Raw genomic sequence first — 26,285 nt, forward strand, 5'->3', positions numbered from 1 at the left:
CCTTATTGTTCTCGTTTATCTTCCCAAATTAAAGTTTCATCAGATCGTTTTTCCGCGAAGTCGGGGCAGCGGCCATCTCCCCTGCCCGTCAGGCCGCCGTCCGGCTCGCACAGCACGTTGCCGTACATGTCGAATACCTTGCTAGGCACATCGCAGCAGCGGCTGGTCAGGTAATATACTTCCTGGTCATTGTAAGTGTAGCGGTAAATTCTGGCGGTCGGATTGGCGGCTTTCTCCTCCTGCAACTGCTGTATCAGCTCGTTCAGCCACGGAGCGCCCATGGCATTGGCGGTGGCGGCCTCCGGTATCATCGGGGATATGCCCGGCTTGCAGCCTGCTGCTGCCAGAACGGCTGCCAGTAGAAATGCCCGTGATGTAGTGCCTGCTTTCGCCATATGCGTGTTGCTGTTGCGGAGCAAAGGTAATAAACACCTCTTTATATACCAGCCTGAAGGGCTAACTGTTTATGTAGGCCTGCCAGTACGGAATAAAGATGAGCAGGCCGATCACTACCGAAGTAATGGCCGCCATCAGCACAGCCCCGGCCGCCAGGTCCTTCGTCTTGCCTGCCAGCACATGCTGCTCCGGCGACACCAGGTCGGTCAGGGTCTCGATAGAGGTGTTGAAGATCTCGGCCATCCACACCATACCCACGCAGAACACAAGCATGCACCACTCCAGGCGCGTCACCTCAAACCGGTAGGCCATCACAAACACAACAATGCCTGCCAGCACGTGCAGGTGCATGTTCGGCTCGCTGCGGAAAACAGCGGTCATTCCCTTGATGGCAAATTTAAAGCTGTTGTAGCGGGTCCTGAAGAAGGATGGTCGGGCCATAGGTTCAGTTATGGGCGGTGCGAAACGTTTACGAAGGGAGTTTACTTGAAGCGGAGTTATAAAGTTGCCCGCCTCCGTCCGGTCTGTTTCAGGAGACAGCCAGGCCCCTGTTAAAAGCGAAAGGCAGATGCGCTTCCCCATCTGCCTTTCGGTCATCACCTTATAGGGCGTTTACAACTCCTCTGCCGGCACAAACTTCATCGACAGGGAGTTTACGCAATGGCGCACGTTCTTTGGCGTCAGGTACTCGCCCTCAAATACGTGGCCCAGATGCGCGCCGCAGTTCGCGCACACGATCTCGGTGCGGCGCCCATCGGCGTCCGGCACGCGCTTCACAGCCCCTGTTATTTCATCATCAAAGCTTGGCCAGCCGCAGTGCGACTCAAACTTATATTCTGATGTATAGAGCGGGTTGTTGCAGCGCCTGCACAAGTAAACGCCTTCCGCCTTGTTATGCTCGTATTCTCCGGTGCCAGGGTACTCCGTGCCCTTGTTTACGATGATGCGCGCTTCCTCCGGTGTAAGCGTGTTATACTCTGATGGGTCTTTCGCTACTTTCATAGGTTCTGTTTCGTTGTTCGTCTTTTTTATACGTGTACTTTTCAGAACAAACAAAAGACCAGAATGATTTGTGGCGGCGAGGCGGCAGGTGGCCCAGGGGCAGCGTTTTTACAGGGGATTTCTGATGAGCGCCTTCGGGGTTTTGCGCTCTCAGGTGGTCTCAAAATGAGCTTAAAACGCTGACCCGCAAGTAGCATAACACAGGGTGTTCGGGCATGCTGGTAACACAAGGTGCAGTTTGCCTTTATTTTAGCTCCGTTCACACCAAAAAACTGATACATAGACAGTTATAATTGATCAGGAAGAACTAGAGCTGAGATTACCTCGTTTCTCATTTAATAAGCCATTCGCAGAGCCAGTGAGTGAATACATCAACCTGCTGACTTACAATTGATCCTTAAAATTAATTGATAACCTAAAAGTTAAGCACTATGACAGTTTACACATCCTTTTTTAGAAATTTGTTTGGCATTAAGGAGCAACCTTCGGGTGCCAGAGAATCAAAGCAGGTCATTATCACGTCTTCTTCGCAACCGGAGGTTTTGCAGAAAAGGATGCAGGAGGAAAAACTGTCTCACGGGGAGACGGTGACTGCAAACCTGTCTCCTGTGCGCCTGGAGAAAAGCCGGGGTAAGGTGGTGATGTATTTCTGCCCGATGAAGACGATTGAGGTGCTCGAAACGGTTGCGGCCGGAGACGGGGGCAGCATTCCGGGTGAGGTGAAAGTGGAAGGGCTGACCACCCCTGCAAACCTGAGAGAGGGCATCTACAAACTGAAAAACGTAACCCTGACCTCTAACGGAACCATGCAGGTGAAGGCAACAGATAAAACCACCTGGGAATCCGCACCGTCTGAGCTATACCAGTGGTAGTTTTAACTGTATATTCAAAACACATTTAAGCACTAGCCTTCCTATATAGGAGGGCTGAATCAGAAGCAGTCACTTGACCGGTGGCTGGATGTTTTCTTTCGATTGAAGTTCACAGCGGCTATGCCATAGTTCTAATGCCTCATTAGCTATAGCATAGCCGCTCTGGGTATATAGAGGCGCAAAGTCTGTAGCCGAAGAACGTAACAGCTTTGCCGTTTGAAAAGTTATCCTACCCCACCTGAAAGGCGCCTGCTTGTCCTGCAAAATGACCTTTATCTCCCTTTATCCCGCAAGTTTGAGCGAAGCGGTAACTTGTGGGAAGTAAGGCAGCAAGTTTTCAACTTGCGAAAGTAGAATTGCATGAACGCCAGTTACAAACTGGCTGCAAAGTATAACCACAAGTTGCGCTATCGCTAAACTTGCGGGATGTGGGGATTATTTTATGTTCGTATTTGGGGTAAGATACTCAAACGGAATGCTACACCTACTCTCACTTTCTTTGATTATCAGGTCAATATATCTAATATAAGATTGGTTAAAAGGAAGTGAGGTGCGAGCCAAGTCTACTCTTTCAGCGAAAGTCAGCAGACCTTCTAACTCATTTCTGAATTCCAGAGTAAACTTTGGGGTTACTTGTAAAAGAGCTAAATAACACCAATTTTGAAATTCATTAAAAACTGGAAAATGATTTTTGATGATATCAATGATGTATATTTTAGACTCCTGCGATTCCAGAAGCTTTTTAGATAAACTGTGCCACTTATCAGATTCGAGTAGCTCCGACTTTAAAATATATACATTCCTTTTTGGAATGTCTGACTCTCCATTGATAGAGAATTCTGTCCCAATTCTTAAATATGAGTTGTGACTCGTGTAGTTTCTTAAGTCTTGAATAAATTTGTGATGTGGGTTCTTATCAAAATATATTTCTTTGCTCCTAATCAACTTACTTTCTACTTCTGGATTCAAAGAGATATATCCCCTCATATTGCTCCTCGAAAAATCGACTGTTGCAAAAATGCTACTGAGATAATTAAAAAGCTGCATTGTTATGCTTCTCTGCTGTCTCCATCTATAAGAAGGGTTATAGTCATCCCAAACTTTAGAATGAACTTCAGGAGAGTTATGATACTCAACAAGTTTTACAAGTTTACTGTAGTTATAATTGAGAAAAGAGTTTACTTGCCTATTTGATTGTAGAAATAGATAGAATTTATAATATTCATCTTTTTTGAATTTCTCCAGTGCTCTTATATAGGAGAAAGTGTCATTAGACTTTACCTGCTCATAGAGATTGATAAGTTTCTTTTTTTCAATTTCATCCATAATTTATTCTCTTATACACAGTATTCTCTTATACACAATTAAACGAAAAAGCAGCTCTTGATGGAGCTGCTTTTTTTCTACGTAAAGAGGCAAAATTTTGCGTCTCTACAGGTTTGATAAGTAATATTTTGCTACAAGAAACCTACTTCTTCAAACTGCCGATCATATCCTCCGGCCTTACCCACTCGTCGTACTGCTCTGAGGTGAGCAGGCCGAGCTCGATGGCGGCTTTGCGGAGCGAGGTGCCTTCTTTGTGGGCCTTCTTCGCGATCTTGGCGGCGTTGTCGTACCCGATGTGCGGGTTCAGGGCCGTTACCAGCATCAGCGAGTTCTCCAGGTTGTCCTTTATCTTCTCGGTGTTCGGCTCGATGCCCACGGCGCAGTGCTTGTCGAATGAGTCGCAGGCATCGCCGATCAGCTGGGCGCTCATGAGCAGGTTGTAGATCATCACCGGCTTAAACACGTTCAGCTCGAAATGCCCGTTCATGCCGCCAATGGAGATGGCCACGTCGTTACCGATTACCTGCGCGCACACCATGGTCATGGCCTCAGCCTGTGTCGGGTTCACCTTGCCCGGCATAATGGAAGAGCCCGGCTCATTCTCCGGTATCAGAATCTCCGCAATGCCGGAACGGGGGCCCGAGGCCAGCAAACGGATATCGTTGGCAATCTTCATCAGGCTTACGGCCAGCTGCTTCAGGGCACCGGAGGTTTCTACCACGGCATCGTGCGCGGCGAGCGCCTCAAACTTGTTGGGCGCCGTGATAAACGCGTGCCCGGCATACTCTGATATTTTCTCAGCCACCAGTTCGGCATATCCTTCCGGCGTGTTCAGGCCGGTGCCGACGGCGGAGCCGCCCAGGGCCAGCGTGCTCAGGTGCGGCAGCGTGTTGCGGAGCGCCTTCATGCCGTACTCCAGCTGTGCCACGTAACCCGACAGCTCCTGCCCCAGCGTCAGCGGCGTGGCGTCCATCAGGTGCGTGCGGCCAATCTTCACCACGTTCATAAACTCCTCCGACTTGCCGTGCAGCGTATCGCGCAGCTTCTGGATCATGGGAAGCGTGTGCTCCACCACTTTTTTGTAGGCGGCTATGTGCATGGCGGTCGGAAACGTGTCGTTCGACGACTGGGACTTGTTCACGTCGTCGTTCGGGTGCACCTTCTTCTTTTCGTCCAGCAGGTTGCCGCCCAGCAGCACGTGTGCGCGGTTGGCCACTACTTCGTTCACGTTCATGTTTGATTGCGTGCCCGAGCCTGTCTGCCACACCACCAGCGGAAACTCCCCGTCCAGGGTGCCGGCCAGTATCTCGTCGCACACTTCGCTGATGATGTCGGCTTTGTCCTGTGCCAGCACGCCCAGCTGCGCGTTGGCCTGTGCCGCTGATTTCTTCAGGATGGCAAAGGCTTCGATAATTTCCTTCGGCATGGTCTGGCCGCCGATGGTAAAGTTCTCTTTTGAGCGCTGCGTCTGTGCGCCCCAGTATTTTTCTGCGGGCACCTCTATGGGCCCCATGGTGTCTTTTTCTACCCGAAATTGCATATAGCTTTATCTATTAAGATGAAAGAAATAAGTGTCTGTGGCAAAACTAAGTAAAGCGGCAAAAGTATCAAGGCCTAAGGCGCAACACTTTTTCGTTTTAGAGGAATCTATCCCGTTTACATAGCAAGGGCCGCTTCAGGAATCCGATGCCCGCCCGGCGCCTTGCCTGCGCTGTCAGTTTATATATAAATCCTTCTAATCCTCTTTCTTATCATACGGGCATCCGCAGGAATGGCTTGCCTCCCCTGCAACTAAGCACCCGATGCAGCCTGGCCCTTACCGGATAACCCGCTTGCCCGATTTGGCCGAAAGCAGCGCGATCATTTCCAGCGTGGCCGGCTTCAGGTAGGTGGTGTTGATGTTGGCCTGGTCGGTGAAGGAGATCAGGTACTCGCCCTCGGCGCCTAAATAGTGAATGCTCTGGATGTCGCGCATGCCGTAGATGCGCTGCTCCAGCAGCAGGTTTGTCACCTCCACTTTTTCCTCGCCGATGTTCACGTGCCAGCGCAGCGCATACCAGATCACAACCCCGGAGAGCGCCAGCATCAGGAGCAGCAGGATGTTGTAGATGCGGTTGGAGCTTTCCCCCTCCACCTGGCGGGTGTAGGTTTTGTAAAGGTCATAATCGTGGTGCAGCAGCGTGCGCTGCACCAGCCGCAGGGGCAGCACGGCCAGCGTGAGGCCCAGCAGCAGGCCCGGCGCGAAAAAGGCCCTGAAGTTGGGGGTGAGCACGTACATATAGGCCGCAGAGGAGTGCATGATACTGGAAGCAAGGGCCAGCATGCCCGCGCAGAACACCGACAAGACGGCCGCGAAAAAGAAATAAATCACCGTCAGCTTCAGTTCCTGCTTCTGTATATACTTCAGCTCATCTGCCGGCATGGCAGCGGTATCCTGCGCCGGCGATAGCCTGCGCAGCGCATACCGCACGACAGGCAGCAGCACCGCCACCGCGAAAAAGGCAATAAGTAAACTCTTAATGATTTCCAGCATGGGACACGTATTGGTGGCGCTAAGTTAATACGGTATCCCCAATTTCCGATAAATAAAGCCGAGCAGCCAGCCCGGGCCTATCAGCAGGAACTGCAGGTCCTTCAGGAAAGACGGCTTTTTCCCTTCCACCTTGTGCCCGTAGAACTGCCCGACCCAGGCCAGCACAAACACAACCAGGCATATAAGCCAGAGCGGTGCCTCGAAGGCCGCGTCTACTGCGCGCACCGCCCACAGTACCAGCAGGCACACCAGCGCCATCCCCAGGAACATGGAAAAAGACAGGCGCAGGTAAAACAGCAGCCCCAGCAGCAGCAAGATGGTGCCGAAATGGACATAGGGCTGTAGCGGTGCCGGGAACGGCTGCTGCAACGCGCCGCTTGGGATGCTGGCCAGCAGGCCCGTGATACTGAAGAATATCAGCGGAACACAAATCCAGTGGATAAGTTTGTTGGTGTGGTTTTGGTGGCTCAGGCCGTATTCGTGGAACCACTGCTGAATTGTTTTCATAAGCCGCCAATTGATAATGAAGCCTTTAGCCACCAACGCCCTGAAGGTGCCATAGCCAAGAAATATACTTATTTTGCCGTACCTTTGCAATGCCGGTTTACGGGCTAAATATAATTTTTCTGCTGCCAGGGGTTTTTAGAGACGGAGGCTTCCGGCATTTTTTCTAAATTTGATAATCAGGGCAAAACTGCCTGTAGGGGAACTATTCGCGGTGGTGGGCGCCTTTTGCTCCTGCCCCAAAGCCTCCACATAATACCATAACGAATGAAAGTAGTCAGGCTGGCTCGTTTTTTAAGGGAATACTACATTGCCGTCTTCTCTTTCCTGCTCATTTTGCTGCTTACGCTCTTCATCTACTCCGAGACAAAAAAGAAAGTGGATGAGCGGAGCGAGAAAGCGTTCAGCATGCGCGCCAACCAGGTGACGGCGGCTGTGGAACGGCGCATGCACAATTACATTCAGGTGCTGATCGGCGCTAAGGCTTTCTTTGTGGCCTCCGACACCGTGGAGCGCCGCGCCCTGCACACCTACTACAACTCTTTGGGCATCGAGCAGAATTACCCGGGCATACAGGGCATCGGGTATGCGCAGTTTCTCCATACCCCCACGGAAGTGGCGCGGCATGAGCAGAACATGCGAAAAGAGGGCTTCAGCGGCTATACCGTGAACCCGGAAGGCAAGCGCTATGCCTACACCCCGATTACCTATATAGAGCCTTTTGCCGGCCGCAACCTGCGCGCCCTCGGGTTCGACATGTTCAGTGAGGACACACGGCAGTCGGCGATGCGCATTGCCCGCGACACAAAGCAACCTGCCTTATCGGGCAAAGTGCGGCTGGTACAGGAAAACGGCAAAGACGAACAGGCCGGTTTTCTGATTTACCTGCCGGTATACAGGAACGACACCGACCCGAAGTCCATTCAGGACCGGCAGCGCCTGATCAAGGGTTTTGTGTACAGCCCCTTCCGGGCCGCGGACCTGATGACTTCCATCCTGCAGCAGAATTACCAGGACATCGACCTGGAGGTGTATGACGGCACCAGCCTCACAGCGCAGAATCTGCTCTACAGCACCGATTCCACGTTGCATTACCAAACGGCAAGCGACAGGAGCTTCAGCCAGCTTAAAACCATTACCATCGGCAACCACACCTGGCGCCTCCATATCTCGGCTGCGCCGGAGTTCGGGTATAACTCTGATACCGACCTGCCTTACTTTATATTGATGGGCGGCGGGATCATCAGCCTGTTGATGGCTTTCATTATCTGGTCGCTGTCCAACACGCGCCGCTCTAACCGCCTGAAGCAGACCATCACAGACAACGCCACGGCTGCCCTCTTTATGATGGATGCCAGGGGCTACTGTACGTTCATGAACCCGGCAGCCGAGGAAATGACGGGGTATACGTTTGAGGAGATCACGAAGAAGCCGCTGCACAACATGATCCACCATACGCGCCCGGACGGCACCCCTTTCCCGCTGCACGAGTGCCCGATAGACAGGGCGCTGCCAACCAACAACAGCATGCGGGCCTACGAGGATGTGTTTATCCGGAAAGACGGCACCTTCTTCGATGTGACCTGCGCGGCGCGGCCGATCATAGAAAACGGCGTGCCGACGGCCACCATCATCGAGGTGCGTGACATCACGGACGAGAAGCGGATACAGCAGGCGATTGTAGAGAGCGAGGCGCGTTTCAGGACCATGGCCGACAACGCCCCGGTGATGATATGGGTCGGCGACCCCACCGGGAACTGCGTGTATGTAAACAAGCAGTGGCTCGACTTTACCGGGCTCACCTTCGACGAGAGCATCAGCATGGGCTGGCGCAAGGTGCTGGAGCCGGAGCACATGCAGGGTTACTCCGACGTGTTCCGGAAAGCCGCCAGCGAGTCGGGCTCCTTCAAGATGGAAATGCGCCTGCGCCGCCACGACGGCACCTTGCGCTGGGCGATGAACACGGCCATGCCGCGGTATGGTATAAACGGGGAGTTCCTGGGCCACATTGGCTCTATCATCGACATCACGGAGATAAAGGAGGCGGAGCGGAAGGTAAAGCAGAACGCCGAACTGCTGCAGAAGCTGTTTCTGGAGGTGCCGGCCGTGGTGGGCCTGGTGCGCGCCTCCGATTTACAATACGTGCTGGCCAACCCGCAGTATCGCCGGCTGTACGGCAACCGGCCGCTGGTTGGCAAAACCATATATGATGCCCACACCCGGGAAGAAGGAAAAGGCTTTTTCAGGCGCGTTGAGCGTGTGCTGAAGACAGGCGAGCCGTTTGTGGGCAATGAGATGCCGGCCACCTTCGACCGCAACAACGGGCAGCTGGCACAAGGCTACTTCAACCTGGTGTACCAGCCGCTGCTCGACACCAACGGCCAGGTAGAGGCGGTGCTGTTGTTTGCGGTGGAAGTGACTGAACTGGTGAGGGCACGGAAAGAGCTGGTGTCGACGAACGATGAGCTGAGCGAGAAAAACGACGAACTGCTACGGATCAACAACGACCTCGACAGCTTTGTGTATACCGCCTCCCACGATCTGAAGTCCCCTATCGCCAACATGGAGGGCCTGGCCACGCTGCTGCGCGATGTGCTGCAGGGCAAACTGAACAGGGAGGATGAGCAGGTGCTGGATATGGTGCAGCACGCCGTAAACAAGCTGAAAGGAACCATCGCCGACCTTGCCGAGATCACCAAAGTGCAGAAGGAACTGCAGTCGGCGGTGGAGCCGCTCTCCTTCGACACCATGCTGGAGGGCATCACAACCGATATAGACGGCCTGATCCAGGAAACTGGCGCTACCATCACCACTGATTTTGAGGTGAAGGATATACTGTATGCCCGCAAGAACCTGCGCAGCATCATATATAACCTTGTTTCCAACGCCATCAAATACAAGTCGCCGGAGCGCGCGCCGGAGGTCCATGTCGCCACTTACAGGGAGGAAGGTTTCCTGGTGCTGGAGATTCAGGACAACGGCCTGGGCATCAAAAAAGAGCAGCAGCACAAGCTGTTTACCATGTTCAAGCGCCTGCACAGCCACGTAGAGGGCACCGGCATCGGGTTATATATCGTGAAACGCATCATCGAGAACAACGGCGGCAGGATTGAAGTGGAGAGCGAGCTCGGCAAAGGCTCTACCTTCCGGGTATATTTTAAACAGGCGGCGGTAGTCGCCGAGGTATGAACAGCGCGGCGCTGGAAGGCTTTTCCTTTTTTAAGCTGGCCTGAGCAGCGGGAACAGGTTTTAATAGAAAGTATCCCGATTACTTACATTGTGGGTAATCAACCAATGCCTGTACAGAGTTATATAGCGTTATATATAGCTTCAGGAAATATTCAACGAAACACGAACAACGACGGCAATGGCCAAGATAAAAACATCCTATTTCTGCCAGAACTGTGGCGCCCAGTCTGCCAAATGGATTGGCAAGTGCCCGGCCTGCGGGGAATGGAATACTTACGTGGAGGAAGTGGTGCAGCGCGAGGAGGTAACCCCCACCACCGCCTGGAAGGTAGGCAGCACCACGGCGCAGGTGGCCAACAAACCAAAGCCGATCGCCGACATCAGCTATCAGGAGCAGCAGCGCATCGTGACGCAGGACCAGGAACTGAACCGGGTGCTGGGCGGCGGCATTGTGCCGGGCTCGATGGTGCTGATCGGCGGGGAGCCGGGCATCGGCAAAAGCACGCTGATGCTGCAGATCGCCCTGAGCCTGCGCGGGCTGCGGGTGCTGTACGTGAGCGGTGAGGAGAGCGAGCAGCAGATCAAGATGCGCGCCGAGCGCCTTGCCGCCCAAACCTCCGACTGCTTTATCCTCACTGAAACCGGTACGCAGAACATCTTCAAGCAAATCGAGCTGGTGCGCCCGCAGGTGCTCATCATCGACTCCATCCAGACCCTCCACTCCTCTTTCATAGAGTCGGGGGCCGGCAGCGTGAGCCAGGTGCGCGAGTGTACGGCCGAGCTGCTGAAGTTCGCAAAGGAGAGCGGCACGCCGGTTTTCCTGATCGGCCATATCACCAAGGAGGGAAACCTGGCCGGGCCGAAGATACTGGAGCACATGGTGGACACCGTGCTGCAGTTTGAGGGCGACCGCCACATGACCTACCGCATCCTGCGCACCACTAAGAACCGCTTCGGCTCCACCTCGGAGCTGGGCATATATGAAATGCTGGGTTCGGGGCTGCGCGAGGTAAGCAACCCCTCGGAGATCCTGATCTCGCAGCGCGAGGATGCCTTTAGCGGCATCGCCATCGGCGCCACGCTGGAGGGCAACCGCCCCCTGCTGATCGAGGTGCAGAGCCTGGTGACGCCCGCCACCTACGGCACCCCCCAGCGCACCAGCACCGGCTTTGACGGCAAGCGCCTGAACATGCTGCTGGCGGTGCTGGAGAAACGCGGCGGCTACCGCCTCGGCGCCCAGGACGTGTTCCTGAACATGGCCGGCGGCCTGAAGGTGGAGGACCCGGCGCTGGACCTGGCGGTGTGCGCCTCCATCCTTTCCTCTTTCGAGGATATGGCTATCCCCAGCACGGCGGCTTTTGCGGCAGAGGTGGGCTTGGGGGGCGAGGTGCGCGCCGTGAACCGCGTCGAGAACCGCATCACGGAGGCGGAGAAGCTGGGCTTCCGGGATATTTATATATCCAAGTACAACAAAAAGGGCCTCGACTACAGCAAGTTCTCGATCAACATCCATGCTTTTGGCAGGTTAGAGGAAGTATTTGCCAGCCTGTTCGGGTAAGGCCCGCGGGGAAGGAAATGCCCGCCTGCTGATCTGAAGCAGCGGCGACAAGAGCAGCAGCCCGTTTTGCCCAGGCGGCAGCGGGTAAGAGCGCACGCGCGGTTTCTGCCGCGTATGTGTTTCAGCCCCTGTTATATACCCCCTCCGGCACCCGTGCCTTCTGTGATTTGCCGTCCTGTCCAGTGGCGTTTTATATCCGGCACTTCAATAACCGTAGTTTGTTTTGCTGCGTACTTTAACGTACCCTCGTTATACAAACGGAGGCGCATTCAAAGAATTTCTTACGCCACTTTTTAATCTAACTTCTATGGCATTAATAAACAAAAGCGACATTGAGAAGATGATAAATGTGCAAAGCAACACCCAGAACGCTTTGTGCCTGTCCTTCTATTTACCCACTCACCGTGCCGGCCAGCAAACCTTGAATGGAGCGGATACCATCAGCTTTAAAAACCAGGTGAAGAAGGCGAAGGAGCTGCTGGAGAGGCACGATGTGCCGGAGGCGGAGATCGCACAGTATATAAAGCCAGCCGAAGACCTGTTGCACGACAATAATTTCTGGCGCCACCAGGGCGACGGCCTCGCAGTGTTTATTACGAAGGGTTTCTCAGCACATTACACGCTGCCCATGGCCATGCCGAATGAAGTGTATGTGCTGGACCAGTTTTACTTCACGCCTATCCTGCCTATCCTGAGCCAAAACGGCCGCTTCTTTATCCTGAACCTGTACCGCGAGAAGATCGCCTTTTATGAGGCTACCATAGATAAGATCCGGCCGATAGATATCAGCTCTTTTGTGCCGGAGACGTTTAACCAGGCGCTTAAGTTCGATGTAAAAGGCAACGACCAGGACTTTACTAACTCCACGACCACCGTGAACGGCAGTAACATCGTGCACGGGGCGGGAAGCACGAAAGGCGATGAGGAGCATGCGCGCGTGCGGGAGTTTATGCTGGAGATAGACAACAACCTGCAGCAGATCCTGCACAACGCCACCGAGCCGCTGGTGCTGGCCGGCGTGGACCACTACTGCAGCATATACCGCAGCATCAGTAAGTACAGGCACATCGTGGCGCAGAACATCAACGTGAACGAGGGGGTGGACGACATGAACACTCTGCACGACAAAGCGCTGGCCGTGATGAAGCCGCTCATGCAGCAGGGGCACACCGACTCGATGACGCGCTATCAGAACGTGGCCGGCACCGGCGCCACCTCCGAGGATATTGCCACCGTGGCGGCCGAGGCGGTGCATGGCCGGGTAGATACCCTGTTTATTTCGCCGAGCCAGCCGGTTTGGGGCAGCTATAACGCTGTGAGCGCCACCGCAGAGGTGCACGACGAGTACCAGCGGGGCGACGACGACCTGATAAACCTGGCGGCCATTAAGACCATTGCACAGGGCGGGAAAGTATTCGTCGGCAACCTGAACGGGATGTCGCAAAGTGCTGACAACCGCGCAAACGTGAAAGCCCTGTTCCGCTACTAAAAAGCCGTAGCCTTGGCCTTTCGCGCCAGAAACCATATCTTAGAGGGCAGCCACTGCGGCTGCCCTTTTATTTTCGGCGGCAAGGCCCCTGTTTCCTTTGTTGCCGCCTTAGCCTTTTTTGCATGAAGCTGCACCTGACTGACGGGTTTAACTTTTTATCGAAACTGACGCCGCTGCGGGCACTCAATGCGCTGCAGGTGGTGAGCAGCTATATGCTCTCGAAGCTAACGGGCCGGGCCAGGCACTGGGGCTTCCCTCTGAGCATTTCGCTGGAGCCCACCACCTCCTGTAACCTGCGCTGCCCCGAGTGCCCCAGCGGGCTGCGGTCCTTTACGCGCCCCACCGGCATGCTGCAGGACGAGCTTTTCAAGCAAACCATCGACCAGCTGCACCGGCGCCTGCTCTACCTCATCTTCTATTTTCAGGGGGAGCCTTACCTGCACAGAAACTTTCTGGGGCTGGTGAAGTACGCCTCAGACAAAGGCATCTATACCGCCACCTCCACCAACGCCCACTTCCTGGACGACGACACAGCCCGCAAAACGGTTGAGTCGGGCCTGGACAGGCTGATTGTGTCTATTGACGGCACCACGCAGGAAACATACGCCGCCTACCGTGTGGGCGGCAAGCTGGAGAAGGTGCTGGAGGGAACGCGCAACGTGGTAAAGTGGAAAAAAAAGCTGAAATCCAAAACACCGCACGTCCTGTTCCAGTTTCTAGTAGTGCGTCCGAACGAGCACCAGCTGGAGGACGTACAAAAACTGGCGCAGGAGCTGGGGGTAAATGAGGTGGCATTCAAGACGGCGCAGATTTACGACTACGCGCAGGGCTCTCCGCTCATCCCGACCATCGACTACTACTCGCGGTACAGGAACAACGGCGACGGCAGCTTTGCTATCAAGAACAAGCTGCTGAACCATTGCTGGAAGATGTGGCACTCCTGCGTCATCACCTGGGACGGGCTGCTGGTGCCCTGCTGCTTCGACAAAGACGCGGAGTACAGGATGGGCGATTTAAAGGAAGCAGGTTTTGAGAAGGTATGGCGCGGGCCGGCTTACAGCCAGTTCAGGCAAACCCTTCTGGGCTCCAGGGCCGATATAGAAATGTGCCGGAATTGCACGGAAGGCACTAAAGTGTGGGCATAAGCAACAACCTAAATAGAATCAACTTGACAAACTATATGAGAGACGTGAACGGGGCGCTGGAGCTGCTTTGGAATAAGCTGGAGGCTTGGGGTGCGCAGACGGTGCTGATGTTGCCGAATATTCTTGTAGCGCTGGTATTACTGATCCTTACGTTTTATGTGGCCGGGCTGATCAGAAGCTGGATCGGGAAATTCATCAACAGGTTCTCGCACAGCGCCGCGCTTAACAACCTCATCCTGACGCTCCTGTACATCGGCATGCTGTTGCTGGGCTTCTTCTTCGTCCTCAGCGTGCTGAACCTCGACAGGGTGGTGATCTCACTGCTGGCCGGTGTCGGTATCATTGGTCTGGCCCTGGGTTTTGCCTTCCAGGACATTGCCGCCAACTTTATCTCCGGGGTGATCATCGCGGTGCAGAAGCCCTTTCGCGTCGGCGACAACATCGAAACCAACGACTACTTCGGCACCATCGAGCGCATCACGCTGCGCACCATCGACATTCGGCAGGTGACAGGGGAGCTGGTGAAGCTCCCGAACAAAATGGTTTTCGAGAACCCGCTCACGAACTTTTCTATATATGGTACCCGCCGCATCGACCTGGAGGTGGGCATATCCTACGCAGAAGACCTGGAGCGCGTGCAGCAGGTGGTGATTGAGGCATTGGAGGACGTGAAGAACCGCGTGAAGACCAAGGCGGTGGAGGTGATGTACGACTCGTTCGGCGACAGTTCCATCAACTTCAAGGCGCGGTTCTGGGTAAGCTATAGCCGGCAGGTAGACTATGTGGGCGCTAAAAGCGATGCCATCATCCGGATTAAGAAAGCCTTCGACGCCAACGATATCCTCATCCCGTTCCCGATCCGCACCCTGGACTTCGGTATAAAGGGAGGCGAAAAGCTGACGGAGCAACTGCAGGCGCTGAATGCCACCGTCAAAGACGGCCAACGCATCGGAGGCAACGGGAAATAACCGCGTTTATATATACCTTATATAGTAACAGGCAGGGCCGGTACAACTAGTTGTACCGGCCCTGCCTGTTACTGCCATTACTTGTTAATTTTATTACTTGTCGTTCTTGTCAAGGTTCTTGCCCAGGTCTTCCACCTGCTTCAGGAAAGTGTCTACGTTCTCGTCGGCATATGGGCCATAGGAGTTGGAGATGGTTCCTTTCAGGCCGGTGGTTGTTTCCACGGCATATAAAATAGACATGTCATCCGGGTTGCTTTCCCCCTCAAATCGATAGTGGTCTACAATGCGCACCTGCTCTGGCCCAAAGCTCTCTTTTTCGTCCATAGAGCAGAGTTTTCCTTCTTTCGATACTTTGAAGTCATGCTTGTACCCGTCCTTGAAAAGCCGGTTATAGACATTTACCAAAGATCTTTCTTCAACTTTATCTTGCATAGTATTTTAGTTATTAGGTTCAGTCTCTCAGTATAAAACTATACGCAAAATTGAGTATTAGATACAAAAAGAAGCGGATTAATAACGGAAGCGCCCGCCTTTGGCAATGCTATATATAGCAGGAATCTTAGAAATAGGAACGCGCGGCTATATATAAGCTTACTGTGCGGCCGCCTGCTTTTTATCAAGCTCCTGCTGGATCTTTTTAAAGTCGATGGCGCCGCAGCTGCCGCACCCCTTTGCACAGCCGCTTTTGGCGGCAAAGCTTTGGTACACCATGCGGGCCATATAGAAAGCGGCCGCCAGAAAAACGAGGAGTATGATCAGTTCCTGTATCATGCATTTATAACTACGCGGAGCTTTAAAAAGTTTATTCCATCCCCTTCTTCCAGTGCTCCCGGATGGTTTCCTGCATCTCGGTGTGGATGTTGCCGTTACTGGCAACAATTTCCCGGCCGAACACGCAGTCCCCGTCAGCCAGGAACTTGCTGAGCCTGCCGCCGGCCTCCTGCACAACAATGGTTCCGCCTGCCACGTCCCACGGGTTCAGGTTATACTCGAAGAAGCCCTCGCAGCGGCCAGCCGCCACGTACACCAGGTCCAGGGCAGCGGAGCCCAGCCGGCGTATGCCGTGCGACTTTGCCATAAACGAGCCCAGCACCTGCAGGTACTGCTGCGTCAGGCCGAAGTCATAGTAAGGGAAGCCGGTGGCGATGAGCGAATCTTTCAGGGCCGGGGCCTCCGATACTTTGATGGGGTTGTCGTTGCAGAACGCGCCGCCGCCTTTGTAGGCCGAGAAGCACTCGTCGCGGTTCGGATCATATACCACGCCCACCACAACCTCATCGCCGTCCAGCAGGCCCACGCTCACGCAGTATATGGGAAGGGTGTGGGTAAAGTTGGTGGTGCCGTCCAACGGGTCGATTACCCAGTTAAAGCGCTCTCCCCTGGTGGTGTCGGTGCCTTCTTCGGTAATGAAGCCGGCTTCGGGCAGCAGTTTCCGGAGTTCCTCCACCAGTTGCTCCTCCGCCTGCTTGTCAACGTAAGACACCAGGTCGTTGAAGCCCTTCATCTCTATTTTGGAGCGGTCGAAGTTATCTCCTTCCTTGCGGATGAAAGCGCCTACACTACGGGCAATGATATTCAGGTTCTGTGACAGTTGGCTCAGGTTCATATGGTCTGTTTTACTTGGGGCTCGATTGTTTCTGTTGCGGTCTTCCTGGAAAACCATACGGTATACGCAGCCCGCAGGCCGATAGCCAGGGTCACGGGCACAAAAGCCTGGTGGAGCATCTGCGGCCACCAGGGCCAGAACAGGAGCAGCACCGCTGCCAGCACGGCTGTGCCCAGCATATACCTGCTCGCCCAGGCGGGGAGCGCGTTGCGCCCGAGGAAGAAAGCCACGATGAGGTGGGTAGGCAAGGCCCACAACAGGTTAAAGTTATAGGCGGTGGCCTGGTGGTCGGTGGCTACCCACAGCAGCAGGAGCACCACGCCCATAAAACCGACGATGAAGAAGAACGTCATGTCAAAGGCGCGGCTGCGGCGGCGGCGCAGCACGTCGGCTACGGTTAAGGCAAGCACGGCAACAAAGAACAGCCACCACACCAGCATCGGGGTGAAGAAACCGCGCGTGAAGGGGATCGGCTCCCGCTCAAAGAGCACCTGCATCTCCCCTACCAGCGGCTTGGTCTGCCCGTTGGCGGTGAGGGTGGCGTTGGCAAAGCCCTTGGCCAGGAAGTCGGGCAGGAACATATACTCGTAAGGGGTCGCCTCCCGGTCAATCGGGGCGCCCAGGGCAAAGTCAATCCCGAAATCAGACCACGGCTGCGGCACCAGGTACAGGTCGATCAGGTTCCGGAAGCTCATGTCCTCGTCGAAGTCGCTGATGTTGAACCGGATCTGGCTGGGGAAAGTAGCCTCCACGCCGTCGCGGATGCGGGTGGCGCAGTTGTCGAAGAAGAAGTCGTAGAGGTAAAAGCGGTTTTCGGGCAGGTAGTTGTTCGTCAGGAAAGCCCAGTACTGTTGCCGCTGCGCCTCCGTTAGGTTCATTTCCTGCTCATATACCGAGCGGTTGTCGCGGGTGTAGCTGTACACGAACTGGTTAAAGTCCGAGATGGAGAGCTTGTACCGCAGCTTGCCCCTGATAAACTTGAGGTAAAAGTTAGGCTCGTCAAAATCGAACGTGCCGTAGTTGAACACCACGTCGAACCTGTTCACGGGGTCATGGACGCGTACGGCGCTGTGCCCGAAAATGGCATATAAGTCGCTGCCGCTGGAGCAGGTGATCAGGCTGATCCGGGCCTGCGGCGAAAGCCGAGAGCCCTCGAACTGCGCCCACCCCTGAAAGGAGAGCAGGCAGAAGGCCAGCGCCAGCCCTGCGTGTTTTAGATAGTTTCTCATGTTACGCTTTGTCGGATTTGCTTCCTTTTGTGGCTCCTGCCACCACCAGCACAAACTCTCCTTTGATTGCCTTGGTGGTGAAGAGATGGACAAGTTCGTTTAAGGTGCCGTTGAGGGTTTCTTCGAACATCTTCGAGATTTCACGTGAAACAGAGGCTTCCCGCTCCCCGCCAAAGTACTCCGCAAACTGCGTCAGGGTTTTGAGCAGGCGGTGCGGCGACTCGTAGAAAATCATGGTGCGCTCCTCCTCCGCCAGGCTCTGCAGGCGCGTCTGGCGGCCTTTCTTTACCGGCAGGAACCCCTCAAACGTAAAACGGTCGGTGCTGAAGCCGGATTTGACCAGCGCAGGCACAAAAGCCGTCGGGCCCGGCAGGCACTCCACCTTCAGGGCGTTTTTCAGGCACTCGCGCACCAGGTAAAAGCCAGGGTCCGAGATGCCGGGCGTGCCGGCGTCCGAGATCAGGGCCATCACTTCGCCCGCCTTCAGGCGGTCTATCAGGTGGCCGGATGCTTTGTGCTCGTTGTGCAGGTGATGGCTGTGCATTCGCTTCTCAATGCCCAGGTGCTGCAGCAGCTTGCCGCTGGTGCGGGTGTCCTCGGCCAGAATCACGTCCACTTCCTTCAGTATCCGGATGGCACGCAGCGTGATATCCTCCAGGTTACCAATGGGCGTCGGGACCAGGTATAGGTTCGTCTTGTCTTGTTCCTGCATGGCCCAAAGATAACAAAAGGAGTGCTGAGTTACGAGTTATGAGTACTGAGTTATATAGGGCAAAGACGTATCTGGCAGCCATAGGCTAACCTTACACATTATATATAGGTTTCTCCCTATAACAACTCAAGACTCAGAACTCAGGACTCGTAACCCATTTTATAGATTTCCTCTATCCGCTTAGCAAGCTTGTGGTCGCGGATGGTGACGGTATTGCCGGCATCATGCGTGGAGAGTTCTATGTCCACTTTATTGTACATGTTGCTCCACCACGGGTGGTGGTCCATCTCATGGGCCACGGCGGCCACCTCATTCATGAAATTCATCGCCTCTTCAAAATCCTTGAACGTAAGGCTGCTCTTTAACTTGTTGTCTTCTTCCTGCCACATACTATTATCTTTTTATCCCTCTTATACTTCTCTGCGCCGCCGCTGCCTGCGTGTTGCAGAAACCAGCCAAAGGTGCGGGCGTATAGGTATAGACTGTTACGAATTTTAACCTATCTACATCTATGAAAAACAAACCAGAATCGCTGCCGCCGCAGAAACAGCAGAAACAGCCGGGCGACGAGTATAAAATGACGCCGGAGCCGGAGATTATCCGCGACTCCTACAAAGGAAGCGACAAACTGAAGGGAAAAGTGGCCCTGATCACGGGAGGCGACAGCGGCATCGGCCGTGCCGTGGCCGTACACTTCGCCCGCGAAGGCGCGGATGTGGCCATCGTGTACCTCAACGAGAACAAGGACGCCAAGGACACCCGGAAAATGGTGGAGGACGAAGGCCGCAAGTGCATCATCATTGCCGGCGACGTGGGCGACGAGGCGTTTTGCAAAAAAGCAGTGCAACGCGTTGTAGACGAACTGGGCAAGCTGGATATACTGGTGAACAACGCCGCCGAGCAGCACGAGCAGCAGGACCTGAAAGACATTACCAAGGAGCAACTGCAGCGCACCTTCCAGACCAACATCTTCGGGATGTTTTATGTGACGAAGGCAGCCCTGGAGCACCTTCCGGAAGGCAGCAACATCATCAACACCACCTCCATCACCTCGTACCGCGGCAGCCACCACCTCATGGATTACGCCTCTACCAAAGGGGCGATCACGGCCTTTACCCGCTCCCTCTCCTCAAACCTGGCGGAGCAGAAGATACGCGTAAATGCCGTGGCCCCCGGCCCGATCTGGACGCCGCTGATCCCGGCCTCTTTCAGCGAGGACAAAGTTAAGGAATTCGGGCAGAACGTGCCGCTGAAACGCCCGGGGCAGCCATCAGAGGTGGCGCCGGCCTATGTTTTCCTCGCTTCGGACGACGGGTCGTATATAACCGGGCAGGTAATTCACATAAACGGCGGAGAGCAGATCGGATCCTGACGGAGGCTAAACCCTACGGGCCCGAAAAGAGTAAAACCTACTAACAGGTGCGCTACTGAAGCAGGCATCTATATACTAAATGCATACTATTATGGCAGAAGATAAAGACAAAAATAAATTGCAGGGGCAGTCGCCGAACGGCAGGCCTGTGCGCGTGATAGAAGACGACACCAGCGAGCAGGAGATGCAGGCCGGGCACATCATTCCGGGTGCAGACCCGCCCAAGAACGAGCACCAGCGCGGCGGCTTCGGCAACCGCGACGGGAAAGAGGGCTTCGGCAGCGACACGGCCTCTGAAGGGCCGTCGGCCACGGGCGTGAACGATTACGCCGACGACGGCACGCCGCCACCGGACAACATGCGAACCGAAGAAGAAGGACGCGGCTCGTAAGCCATACAGTCCATATATAATACAGGCGTTGTCATTTATATAGAGCGCCTCATGTTTCATTTAAAGTAAAAGGAGGAAATCATGCCATCATATAAGCACACACAGCCCAGTTCCGAGAACGAAGAGAAACCAAGCGGAAGAGGCCAGGACAAAGCCGCCGGCGGAAAACCAGTGGATCCTAACCAGACGCGTGCAGAGCACGAAGAGCTAAAAGAGAAGCACACAGAAGGGCCGGATGAGGTAGGGCAGAACACGAAGACGAATAACCCAAACCGCAACTTGGACAAGCCCGGTATTGACGATAACAAGTATAATTAACATCAATTGCCTAACATTTCTACGGAAAATAGCACCTGCAGCAGCGGGTGCTATTTTTGTGATATGTTAACTTGGCGCAAATCAGCAACAATTTAAGAGACCCAATGGCCCGTTACGCCCTGACCGACATCCACGGCTGTCCCCGTACTTTAAGAGCGCTTGTATCTGAGCAGCTTAACCTTCAAAAAACGGATGTGTTATATATACTGGGCGACCTCGTGAACAAGGGCCCGGACAGCAAAGGGGTGATTGATTATGTGCTTGAGCTACAGGCCGCGCAGTACCAGGTGCACTGCCTGCGCGGCAACCACGACCAGATGCTGCTGAAAGCCGCCAAGAAAGGTCCCAAAAACCTGAACCTGACAGACACCGAGAAAAAGCTGGTACTGCAGAGCTTCGGGATAGAGCAGTTCGAAGACCTGCCCAGGAAATACCGGAAGTTCCTGAAAAGCCTGCCCTATTACCTCGAGCTGCCGGATTACTACCTGGTGCACGCGGGGTTTAACTTTACGCAGGATGATATTTTCGCAGATAAAGACGCCATGCTTAATATCCGTGGCTATGAGGTGGACTGGCAGCGTATAGATAGCAAAGGCCTGCTGCACGGGCACACGCCTACTGCCCTGCATAGTATCAAAAAAGCCATCGCGCATAAAAGCAAGCGCATAAACCTGGATGCCGGTTGCGTCTACTACAGGAATGCCTCGCTGGGGAACCTGGTTGCCCTGGATATGGATACAAAGGAGCTGTACATCCAGCCCAATCAGGACCGCCCCTACCCGGTAGCCAGGAAAAGCTAAAGGATTCCTGAAAAGCCGGTGTGTTTAAAATAAAAGAGGGCGGGATATATCCTGCCCTCTTTCTGTGTCTGCTTTTGGATGCTAGTTTGCCAGCATGATCTTGATAAACTGCGTGCCCTTTGATGTGGTAAGCCGAGCGATGTACAGTTGCTGGTTACCGATGCTCCTCTTAATATCGAAGCTCTGCTCCTTGTTAGCTGCGGCGGTGCCTTGGTAAAGCTTTTTCACCACTTTGCCGTTCATGTCAAGTATCTCGAGGGTTACGTAGTCCTGCTCCTGCAGCTTCAAGGTAAGCTGAGCCTTTGCCCCCATCGGGTTCGGGAACACCGACATGGCCTGTGCGGCTACTGCCGGGCTCTCTGTCCTGCCATTGCAACTGCCTAGAACATCGCCGTGCGCCAGGTGGGCTTTTACGGCTGCTGGTGCGATACAGATTTCGTGTCCGTTGTGGCATACCAGTACTTTGTCCATTTTATTGCCGCACCTTACATCGGTCACAAACACCGTCACCTCATCCGTGCTGGAGCACCCGGAGGCGTCTGTAACGGTAACGGTATAGGTGGTGGTAGCCGTTGGGCAAACCGTAAGCGTCTGCGTGGTGGCGCCTGTGCTCCAGCGGTACGTGTAGCTTGCGCTGCCTCCTGTGGCCGTCGCGGATAAGGTGGCGCAGTTGGCATCTTTATATCCGTAGAACGTTGTTTTATCCGCTCCGGCATTAGCAACCGGTGTGGCGTTTACAACTATAAACTGTGTAGCGCTGCTGCTGCAGCCACTGCTGTTAGTATAGGTATATAGGATAGTGTGTGTGCCTGTGCCGGCAACTGCAGGATTGAAAACGCCATCCTTTACGCCTGTTCCTGAATAGCTGCCCCCAGCCGGGTTGCCGCCGGAAAGCCTGACTGCCGTAGCGCCCACGCAAACCGTAGAAGCCGGCAAGGCGAACGTGACGGACGGAAGCGGATCCTCCAGTAGGGTAATCTGCTGCTCACTGCTTACACAGCCTGTCGCGTCTTTTACCACGGCAGTGTAGTTGCCTGCTGCCAGGTTCTCAAATAAGGAGGCGCTTTGGAAGGTTTGCCCGCCGTTCAGGGAGTAAGCGTAAGGCGCGGTTCCATTGCTGCCGGCCAGTTCAATCTTGCCGTTACTGAGGCCAGTGCAGGGTTTTGTTGTGGCGGCCCCGCTTGCTTGCACTTCGCAGATGTCTGACACAACCGTGACAGCTACCGTCATCTGTGAGGATAACGGGATGATGTCGCTGTCTGTGGCGATAAACTGGATGTTGTATTTGCCCAGCATTCCTGCCGCCGGGGTCCAGGTGAAGGTTCCGTTGGCCGTGTTATCCTGGGCAGACTTTGTAAAGCTGGCGCCTTTCTCATACGCTGATCCGCTGGATATCAGCGTGACCGACTGCCCGTCTTCGTCGACTGCTTTTATATTAAACGAGATGGTCTGGCCCTCCTTCACCGTTTGGGCTGGCACAGGCTCAAAAGCGGGCGCCGCGTTGGCGGAAGAACTGATGTTTAAGATAAAGTCGCGGAGGATATAGGCACCGGTGAAGCTTCCGTTAATTTTCTCTCTTAGCTTCACGTTTACCAGCCAAAGGCCTTTCAGTGGCCTTTCCCACGATACAGTCCCGTCATTGGTGATGCTGAACCCTGATTCGCGCATGAGTTTGTAAGGGTCTCCGGGCACACCATAAGGTACTTCCAGCGAATACTCCTGCTCGTGGCCGTCAGCGTCTTCCATGTTCAGGTTGTACTGGATCCTGTTGTCTGTAGAGAAGTTGAAAATTGGGAAGTCATAGAACTGCGGAGAGGAACTGGGCACGGTCGGGTCGAAGTTCACGGCTGCGAAGAGGCCATTCTCGTTGTTGCCAAAGTTTGAGCCCACCGCACGGCAGCAGCTTCTCCAGGAGATAGCATATAAGCCGGGCTGCGACCATGTCACGGTTTGCTTCTGATAGTGCTCAATGGTCTGGCCATCCGGCAGCAGCGTTTTGGAAAGCGTAACAGAAGGCGTGTTGAGCTTTGGCGCCCCCTGGTAGAGGAGGTTGATGTTCCCTACCGCGGCCTTGTCCCAGTAGCTTTTGATGAAGATGTCATATTGCCCGCTTCCCATATACCTGTAGGTGATCTGCCCGCCCTTGAAGTGCGAAGCGACCGCCGAAGCGCCCGAGAGCAGTATGAAAAGGAGCGCGAAGGTCAGGACATACCCCCACTTCTGTTTGCTGCCCGATGGCACTGGTTTTTCATGCCTTTTCCCGCAGCGGCGAGAAGGAGCCTTGAGTAAAATTTGTTTCATATATATATAAATTTAAATAGTTAAAATATGATTATTGTATTATCCTTAGGTTAAAGATTTCAATGTGGTATATTTTAGTCTTATGAAAGTATTTAAAATTACATATATATAAAATAATTAATAGTTATTTATTTTTGGTTGTCAAGTTTGTCCTAAATAAAATATATATAGTTTAATAGTTTAATATTTTAGGAAGGCATCATATGTTATCCAAGGCTTGCTATCTGCTTCTTCACAAGAAAAGCAGGCCCTTGAGCTGCTAATGGCTTTATATGTGGTAATATTGCCAAGGCATAGTGGTAAAATCATTTCATATCAGCAAACCATTTCAGGTAGTTTAGGAGCGAGAAAGTGATACTTCAAAGCTTGTAAAAGAGCAGCAAATCAAACAAACGAAATATTATATATATAAATTTTTGTAAATAATTTGTCAGTCTGTGTAACTTTGCATTATATTTAGATCGTGTAACAGGGTAGGGAAGAGCCAGACGCTAATAGTAGTAAGCCATCTCAGGAACAGGTGCAATGCGAATTTGTACCGAATTGCCTGGGATGCCATTTGTAGCCTTATATATAGCTATCAATTTAGAATACCTGTAGGATCACCGTTTTTAAGAATAATTTATTTACTATTTAAAATTTATTGTTGGGCTATTTAATGCTAGGTTATGTTCCAGACTTTTACCCTTTTTGAATTCCCTTCGGGGAGACACACCGTGAAGCTGCTCTTGCTTCTGCTCTTCTGCTTTGCCTGGGTTCATCAATCTCATGGACAAGATGTCGCTACGTTGCCAACTAGTAATACAAACTGGGGTACTGCTCCCAGTAATGTTATTTTACCCACAGGTTGGAGCCATAATGGTATAACTGTTGCAAGTGTAGATGTTCCTGCCTCAGGTCAAGCGCCTAGTTCGGCTTTTTACAATACAGTAAAGGATATATATATTCAGATTGATTTTACAGGTGTTCCTGATAGACTTAGTTTTAACCTAAGAGCTACAGCATTATCCGGTACATTTGATGGTGTTTTTCAGGTGCTGGAGTCCAGCACAATAAATGGAGACTATACTGTAATAGGTGAAGACATTACTACTCAAGTCCCATCTGGAAGTTCAAAATACTATGAAGTTATTAGGACGCTTAGTTCATCTACAAGATCCGTAAGACTATTTCTGAAGGAAAAGGGAATAAAACACCTTCATCTGGATAATGCCATAATTACTGCCGCGCCTGTAGGACCAGAGATCAATTTAAAGGTTGTCAATACAAACATTAAAAGTGGGGATACCCATAATTTCGCAACTGTAAACCTGAAAAAGTCTAAAACGGTGGAATTTACAGTTGAAAACACTGGTACCAGCACGCTTAGACTGGATCCTCTTGTTTTGACAGGAGCGAACGCTGAATTATTTTCAGTTACAAGCAATGGCTATGCAGGTTCTTTAGAACCGTCGCAGAATGCTACCTTCCAAGTAACGTTTAGGCCAACAGCAATTGGTACTTATAATGCAGAAGTTCAAATTGGAAACGATGACAGTGACGAAAATCCATACAGGGTAATTCTTAAAGGTTCGGGAGCTATCCTAAGGCCAGTCATAACAAGTCTTTCATCCTATGTGGGTGGTGTTGGCAAAGAAATTATTATAGATGGTAGTGAGTTTATTAATGCAAATAGGGTGGAATTCAGTAATGGCATTTCTGCTTCATTCACCATCATAAGTGATAACCAAATAAGAATTTACGTCCCAACTGGTGCTGTGGATGGGCCAATAACAGTGTTTGCAGGCAGTATGTCTGCAAGCAGTGAGCCATTCGATGTAGTACCTACCCCTGTTATTTCATCAGTTACCCCAGCAGAAGCATATGAACTTGATATAGTTACTATCTCTGGCTCATTCTTGGATGGTGCAACAGAAGTAGCTTTTAATGGAGTACGCACAACTTTTACAGAACGCTTTAATAATGATGGCAATACTATAATAGAAGCTAAGGTGCCAGCTGGGGCTACAACAGGCCCATTAACTGTAACTACACTGGGTGGTACAGCTACGTTTGACTTTACTGTGCTATATAAGGAGCCAACTATTGTTTCAGTGAACCCTGATGCGGCCTATGAGCTGGAGATTATCACCATTACCGGTACCTACCTTGGAAGTGTAACGGTGGTGAACTTCAACGGTATTGATGCAGCTTTTGAAGTAGATCCGGAGAGCGACGGCACAATTATCTACGCCGAGGTGCCACTTGGTGCCACGTCTGGCCCGCTAACAATAACTACTTCTGGCGGGACAGTCACATTCGATTTTACAGTACTTAAGCCTGTACCAGCAGGTCTGACAATCGATCCGACTTCAGGTAAAGAAGGAAGCATTGTAATTATCTCAGGTGCCAACTTAGCGGATGCTACGTCAGTGGTTTTCTCTGGTGATGTTGAGGCTGTCTTTGCTCCAATTACTAATGATGACGGAACAGTGTCGCTTCAAGCAACAGTTCCAGTAGGCGCCCAGACCGGCGCGATCACGGTGGCCAACGCCAACGGCACGGGCACCACCCCGACCTTCACCGTGATCCGGC

The 26,285-nt window shown here is 53.0% G+C and carries 25 protein-coding genes; 11 read left to right on the top strand and 14 right to left on the bottom strand.

Going from position 1 to position 26,285, the window contains the following annotated elements; translation table 11 throughout:
• Positions 1-2: 2 nt before the first annotated feature.
• The 3 genes from ABD920_RS01495 to ABD920_RS01505 all read right to left on the bottom strand — a co-directional run bounded on the left by ABD920_RS01495 (position 3) and on the right by ABD920_RS01505 (position 1,398).
• Positions 3-395, bottom strand: a complete 393-nt coding sequence (locus ABD920_RS01495; protein ID WP_345156367.1) for a DUF6970 domain-containing protein — start codon at positions 393-395, stop codon at positions 3-5.
• Positions 396-456: 61 nt separating this feature from the next.
• Entirely contained in the window at positions 457-837 is a 381-nt protein-coding gene (locus ABD920_RS01500) for a diacylglycerol kinase family protein (protein ID WP_345156368.1), read from the bottom strand.
• Between the two features lie 171 nt (positions 838-1,008).
• Entirely contained in the window at positions 1,009-1,398 is a 390-nt protein-coding gene (locus tag ABD920_RS01505) for a methionine-R-sulfoxide reductase (RefSeq protein ID WP_345156369.1), read from the bottom strand.
• A gap of 431 nt (positions 1,399-1,829) precedes the next feature.
• On the opposite strand from ABD920_RS01505, the gene ABD920_RS01510 reads away from it, so the two are divergent.
• Positions 1,830-2,270 carry a hypothetical protein gene (locus tag ABD920_RS01510; RefSeq protein ID WP_345156370.1) on the top strand — a complete coding sequence of 147 codons (441 nt, stop codon included), beginning with the start codon at positions 1,830-1,832 and terminating at the stop codon, positions 2,268-2,270.
• 435 nt (positions 2,271-2,705) lie between these two features.
• On the opposite strand, the gene ABD920_RS01515 is transcribed toward ABD920_RS01510, so the two are convergent.
• The 4 genes from ABD920_RS01515 to ABD920_RS01530 all read right to left on the bottom strand — a co-directional run bounded on the left by ABD920_RS01515 (position 2,706) and on the right by ABD920_RS01530 (position 6,636).
• On the bottom strand, positions 2,706-3,596 hold the full coding sequence (locus ABD920_RS01515) for a hypothetical protein (protein ID WP_345156371.1): 891 nt from the start codon (positions 3,594-3,596) through the stop codon (positions 2,706-2,708).
• Positions 3,597-3,738: 142 nt separating this feature from the next.
• A complete protein-coding gene (gene fumC, locus ABD920_RS01520; protein ID WP_345156372.1) occupies positions 3,739-5,136 on the bottom strand; it encodes a class II fumarate hydratase in 1,398 nt (465 codons plus the stop codon).
• Positions 5,137-5,412: 276 nt separating this feature from the next.
• Complete coding sequence (locus ABD920_RS01525; protein ID WP_345156373.1) at positions 5,413-6,129, bottom strand: hypothetical protein; 717 nt, start codon at positions 6,127-6,129, stop codon at positions 5,413-5,415.
• A gap of 24 nt (positions 6,130-6,153) precedes the next feature.
• Positions 6,154-6,636 carry an Mpo1 family 2-hydroxy fatty acid dioxygenase gene (locus ABD920_RS01530; protein WP_345156374.1) on the bottom strand — a complete coding sequence of 161 codons (483 nt, stop codon included), beginning with the start codon at positions 6,634-6,636 and terminating at the stop codon, positions 6,154-6,156.
• Positions 6,637-6,900: 264 nt separating this feature from the next.
• Here ABD920_RS01530 and ABD920_RS01535 point away from each other — a divergent pair, with 264 nt between their 5' ends.
• The 5 genes from ABD920_RS01535 to ABD920_RS01555 all read left to right on the top strand — a co-directional run bounded on the left by ABD920_RS01535 (position 6,901) and on the right by ABD920_RS01555 (position 14,982).
• Positions 6,901-9,822, top strand: coding sequence for a CHASE domain-containing protein (locus tag ABD920_RS01535; RefSeq protein ID WP_345156375.1), 2,922 nt, complete (start codon positions 6,901-6,903; stop codon positions 9,820-9,822).
• A 178-nt stretch (positions 9,823-10,000) separates the two neighbouring features.
• Positions 10,001-11,380 carry a DNA repair protein RadA gene (gene radA / locus ABD920_RS01540; RefSeq protein WP_345156376.1) on the top strand — a complete coding sequence of 460 codons (1,380 nt, stop codon included), beginning with the start codon at positions 10,001-10,003 and terminating at the stop codon, positions 11,378-11,380.
• A 307-nt stretch (positions 11,381-11,687) separates the two neighbouring features.
• Positions 11,688-12,869: a baeRF7 domain-containing protein gene (locus ABD920_RS01545; RefSeq protein ID WP_345156377.1), complete on the top strand. Its 1,182-nt coding sequence runs from the start codon at positions 11,688-11,690 to the stop codon at positions 12,867-12,869.
• Positions 12,870-12,991: 122 nt separating this feature from the next.
• A complete protein-coding gene (locus tag ABD920_RS01550) occupies positions 12,992-14,014 on the top strand; it encodes an SPASM domain-containing protein (RefSeq protein ID WP_345156378.1) in 1,023 nt (340 codons plus the stop codon).
• A gap of 23 nt (positions 14,015-14,037) precedes the next feature.
• Positions 14,038-14,982, top strand: a complete 945-nt coding sequence (locus ABD920_RS01555) for a mechanosensitive ion channel family protein (protein ID WP_345156379.1) — start codon at positions 14,038-14,040, stop codon at positions 14,980-14,982.
• 93 nt (positions 14,983-15,075) lie between these two features.
• Here the strand turns inward: ABD920_RS01555 and ABD920_RS01560 are convergent, their stop codons facing one another.
• The 6 genes from ABD920_RS01560 to ABD920_RS01585 all read right to left on the bottom strand — a co-directional run bounded on the left by ABD920_RS01560 (position 15,076) and on the right by ABD920_RS01585 (position 18,918).
• Positions 15,076-15,414, bottom strand: coding sequence for a hypothetical protein (locus ABD920_RS01560; RefSeq protein ID WP_345156380.1), 339 nt, complete (start codon positions 15,412-15,414; stop codon positions 15,076-15,078).
• A gap of 159 nt (positions 15,415-15,573) precedes the next feature.
• A complete protein-coding gene (locus ABD920_RS01565) occupies positions 15,574-15,753 on the bottom strand; it encodes a FeoB-associated Cys-rich membrane protein (RefSeq protein WP_345156381.1) in 180 nt (59 codons plus the stop codon).
• Between the two features lie 31 nt (positions 15,754-15,784).
• Positions 15,785-16,588, bottom strand: coding sequence for an inositol monophosphatase family protein (locus tag ABD920_RS01570; protein WP_345156382.1), 804 nt, complete (start codon positions 16,586-16,588; stop codon positions 15,785-15,787).
• The gene (locus ABD920_RS01575; protein WP_345156383.1) at positions 16,585-17,817 is read right to left on the bottom strand and encodes an Lnb N-terminal periplasmic domain-containing protein; all 1,233 of its coding nucleotides are present in this window, start codon (positions 17,815-17,817) and stop codon (positions 16,585-16,587) included. The genes ABD920_RS01570 and ABD920_RS01575 overlap by 4 nt, the downstream gene beginning before the upstream one ends.
• A gap of 1 nt (position 17,818) precedes the next feature.
• Positions 17,819-18,529, bottom strand: a complete 711-nt coding sequence (gene rsmI / locus ABD920_RS01580; RefSeq protein ID WP_345156384.1) for a 16S rRNA (cytidine(1402)-2'-O)-methyltransferase — start codon at positions 18,527-18,529, stop codon at positions 17,819-17,821.
• 140 nt (positions 18,530-18,669) lie between these two features.
• Positions 18,670-18,918, bottom strand: a complete 249-nt coding sequence (locus tag ABD920_RS01585) for a 4a-hydroxytetrahydrobiopterin dehydratase (RefSeq protein WP_345156385.1) — start codon at positions 18,916-18,918, stop codon at positions 18,670-18,672.
• Between the two features lie 122 nt (positions 18,919-19,040).
• On the opposite strand from ABD920_RS01585, the gene ABD920_RS01590 reads away from it, so the two are divergent.
• From ABD920_RS01590 to ABD920_RS01605, 4 genes are all read left to right on the top strand, one after another.
• Positions 19,041-19,901 carry an SDR family oxidoreductase gene (locus tag ABD920_RS01590; RefSeq protein ID WP_345156386.1) on the top strand — a complete coding sequence of 287 codons (861 nt, stop codon included), beginning with the start codon at positions 19,041-19,043 and terminating at the stop codon, positions 19,899-19,901.
• A 91-nt stretch (positions 19,902-19,992) separates the two neighbouring features.
• Positions 19,993-20,292 carry a hypothetical protein gene (locus tag ABD920_RS01595; protein ID WP_345156387.1) on the top strand — a complete coding sequence of 100 codons (300 nt, stop codon included), beginning with the start codon at positions 19,993-19,995 and terminating at the stop codon, positions 20,290-20,292.
• Positions 20,293-20,373: 81 nt separating this feature from the next.
• Positions 20,374-20,610: a hypothetical protein gene (locus ABD920_RS01600; RefSeq protein WP_345156388.1), complete on the top strand. Its 237-nt coding sequence runs from the start codon at positions 20,374-20,376 to the stop codon at positions 20,608-20,610.
• Between the two features lie 104 nt (positions 20,611-20,714).
• A complete protein-coding gene (locus ABD920_RS01605) occupies positions 20,715-21,410 on the top strand; it encodes a metallophosphoesterase (protein WP_345156389.1) in 696 nt (231 codons plus the stop codon).
• 81 nt (positions 21,411-21,491) lie between these two features.
• On the opposite strand, the gene ABD920_RS01610 is transcribed toward ABD920_RS01605, so the two are convergent.
• Positions 21,492-23,711, bottom strand: coding sequence for a T9SS type A sorting domain-containing protein (locus ABD920_RS01610; protein WP_345156390.1), 2,220 nt, complete (start codon positions 23,709-23,711; stop codon positions 21,492-21,494).
• A 668-nt stretch (positions 23,712-24,379) separates the two neighbouring features.
• On the opposite strand from ABD920_RS01610, the gene ABD920_RS01615 reads away from it, so the two are divergent.
• Positions 24,380-26,285 (top strand): choice-of-anchor D domain-containing protein (locus ABD920_RS01615; RefSeq protein ID WP_345156391.1); only part of this gene is annotated, 1,906 nt, incomplete at its 3' end.

Source organism: Pontibacter saemangeumensis (assembly GCF_039541895.1).
In the GTDB taxonomy this organism is placed as follows: domain Bacteria; phylum Bacteroidota; class Bacteroidia; order Cytophagales; family Hymenobacteraceae; genus Pontibacter; species Pontibacter saemangeumensis.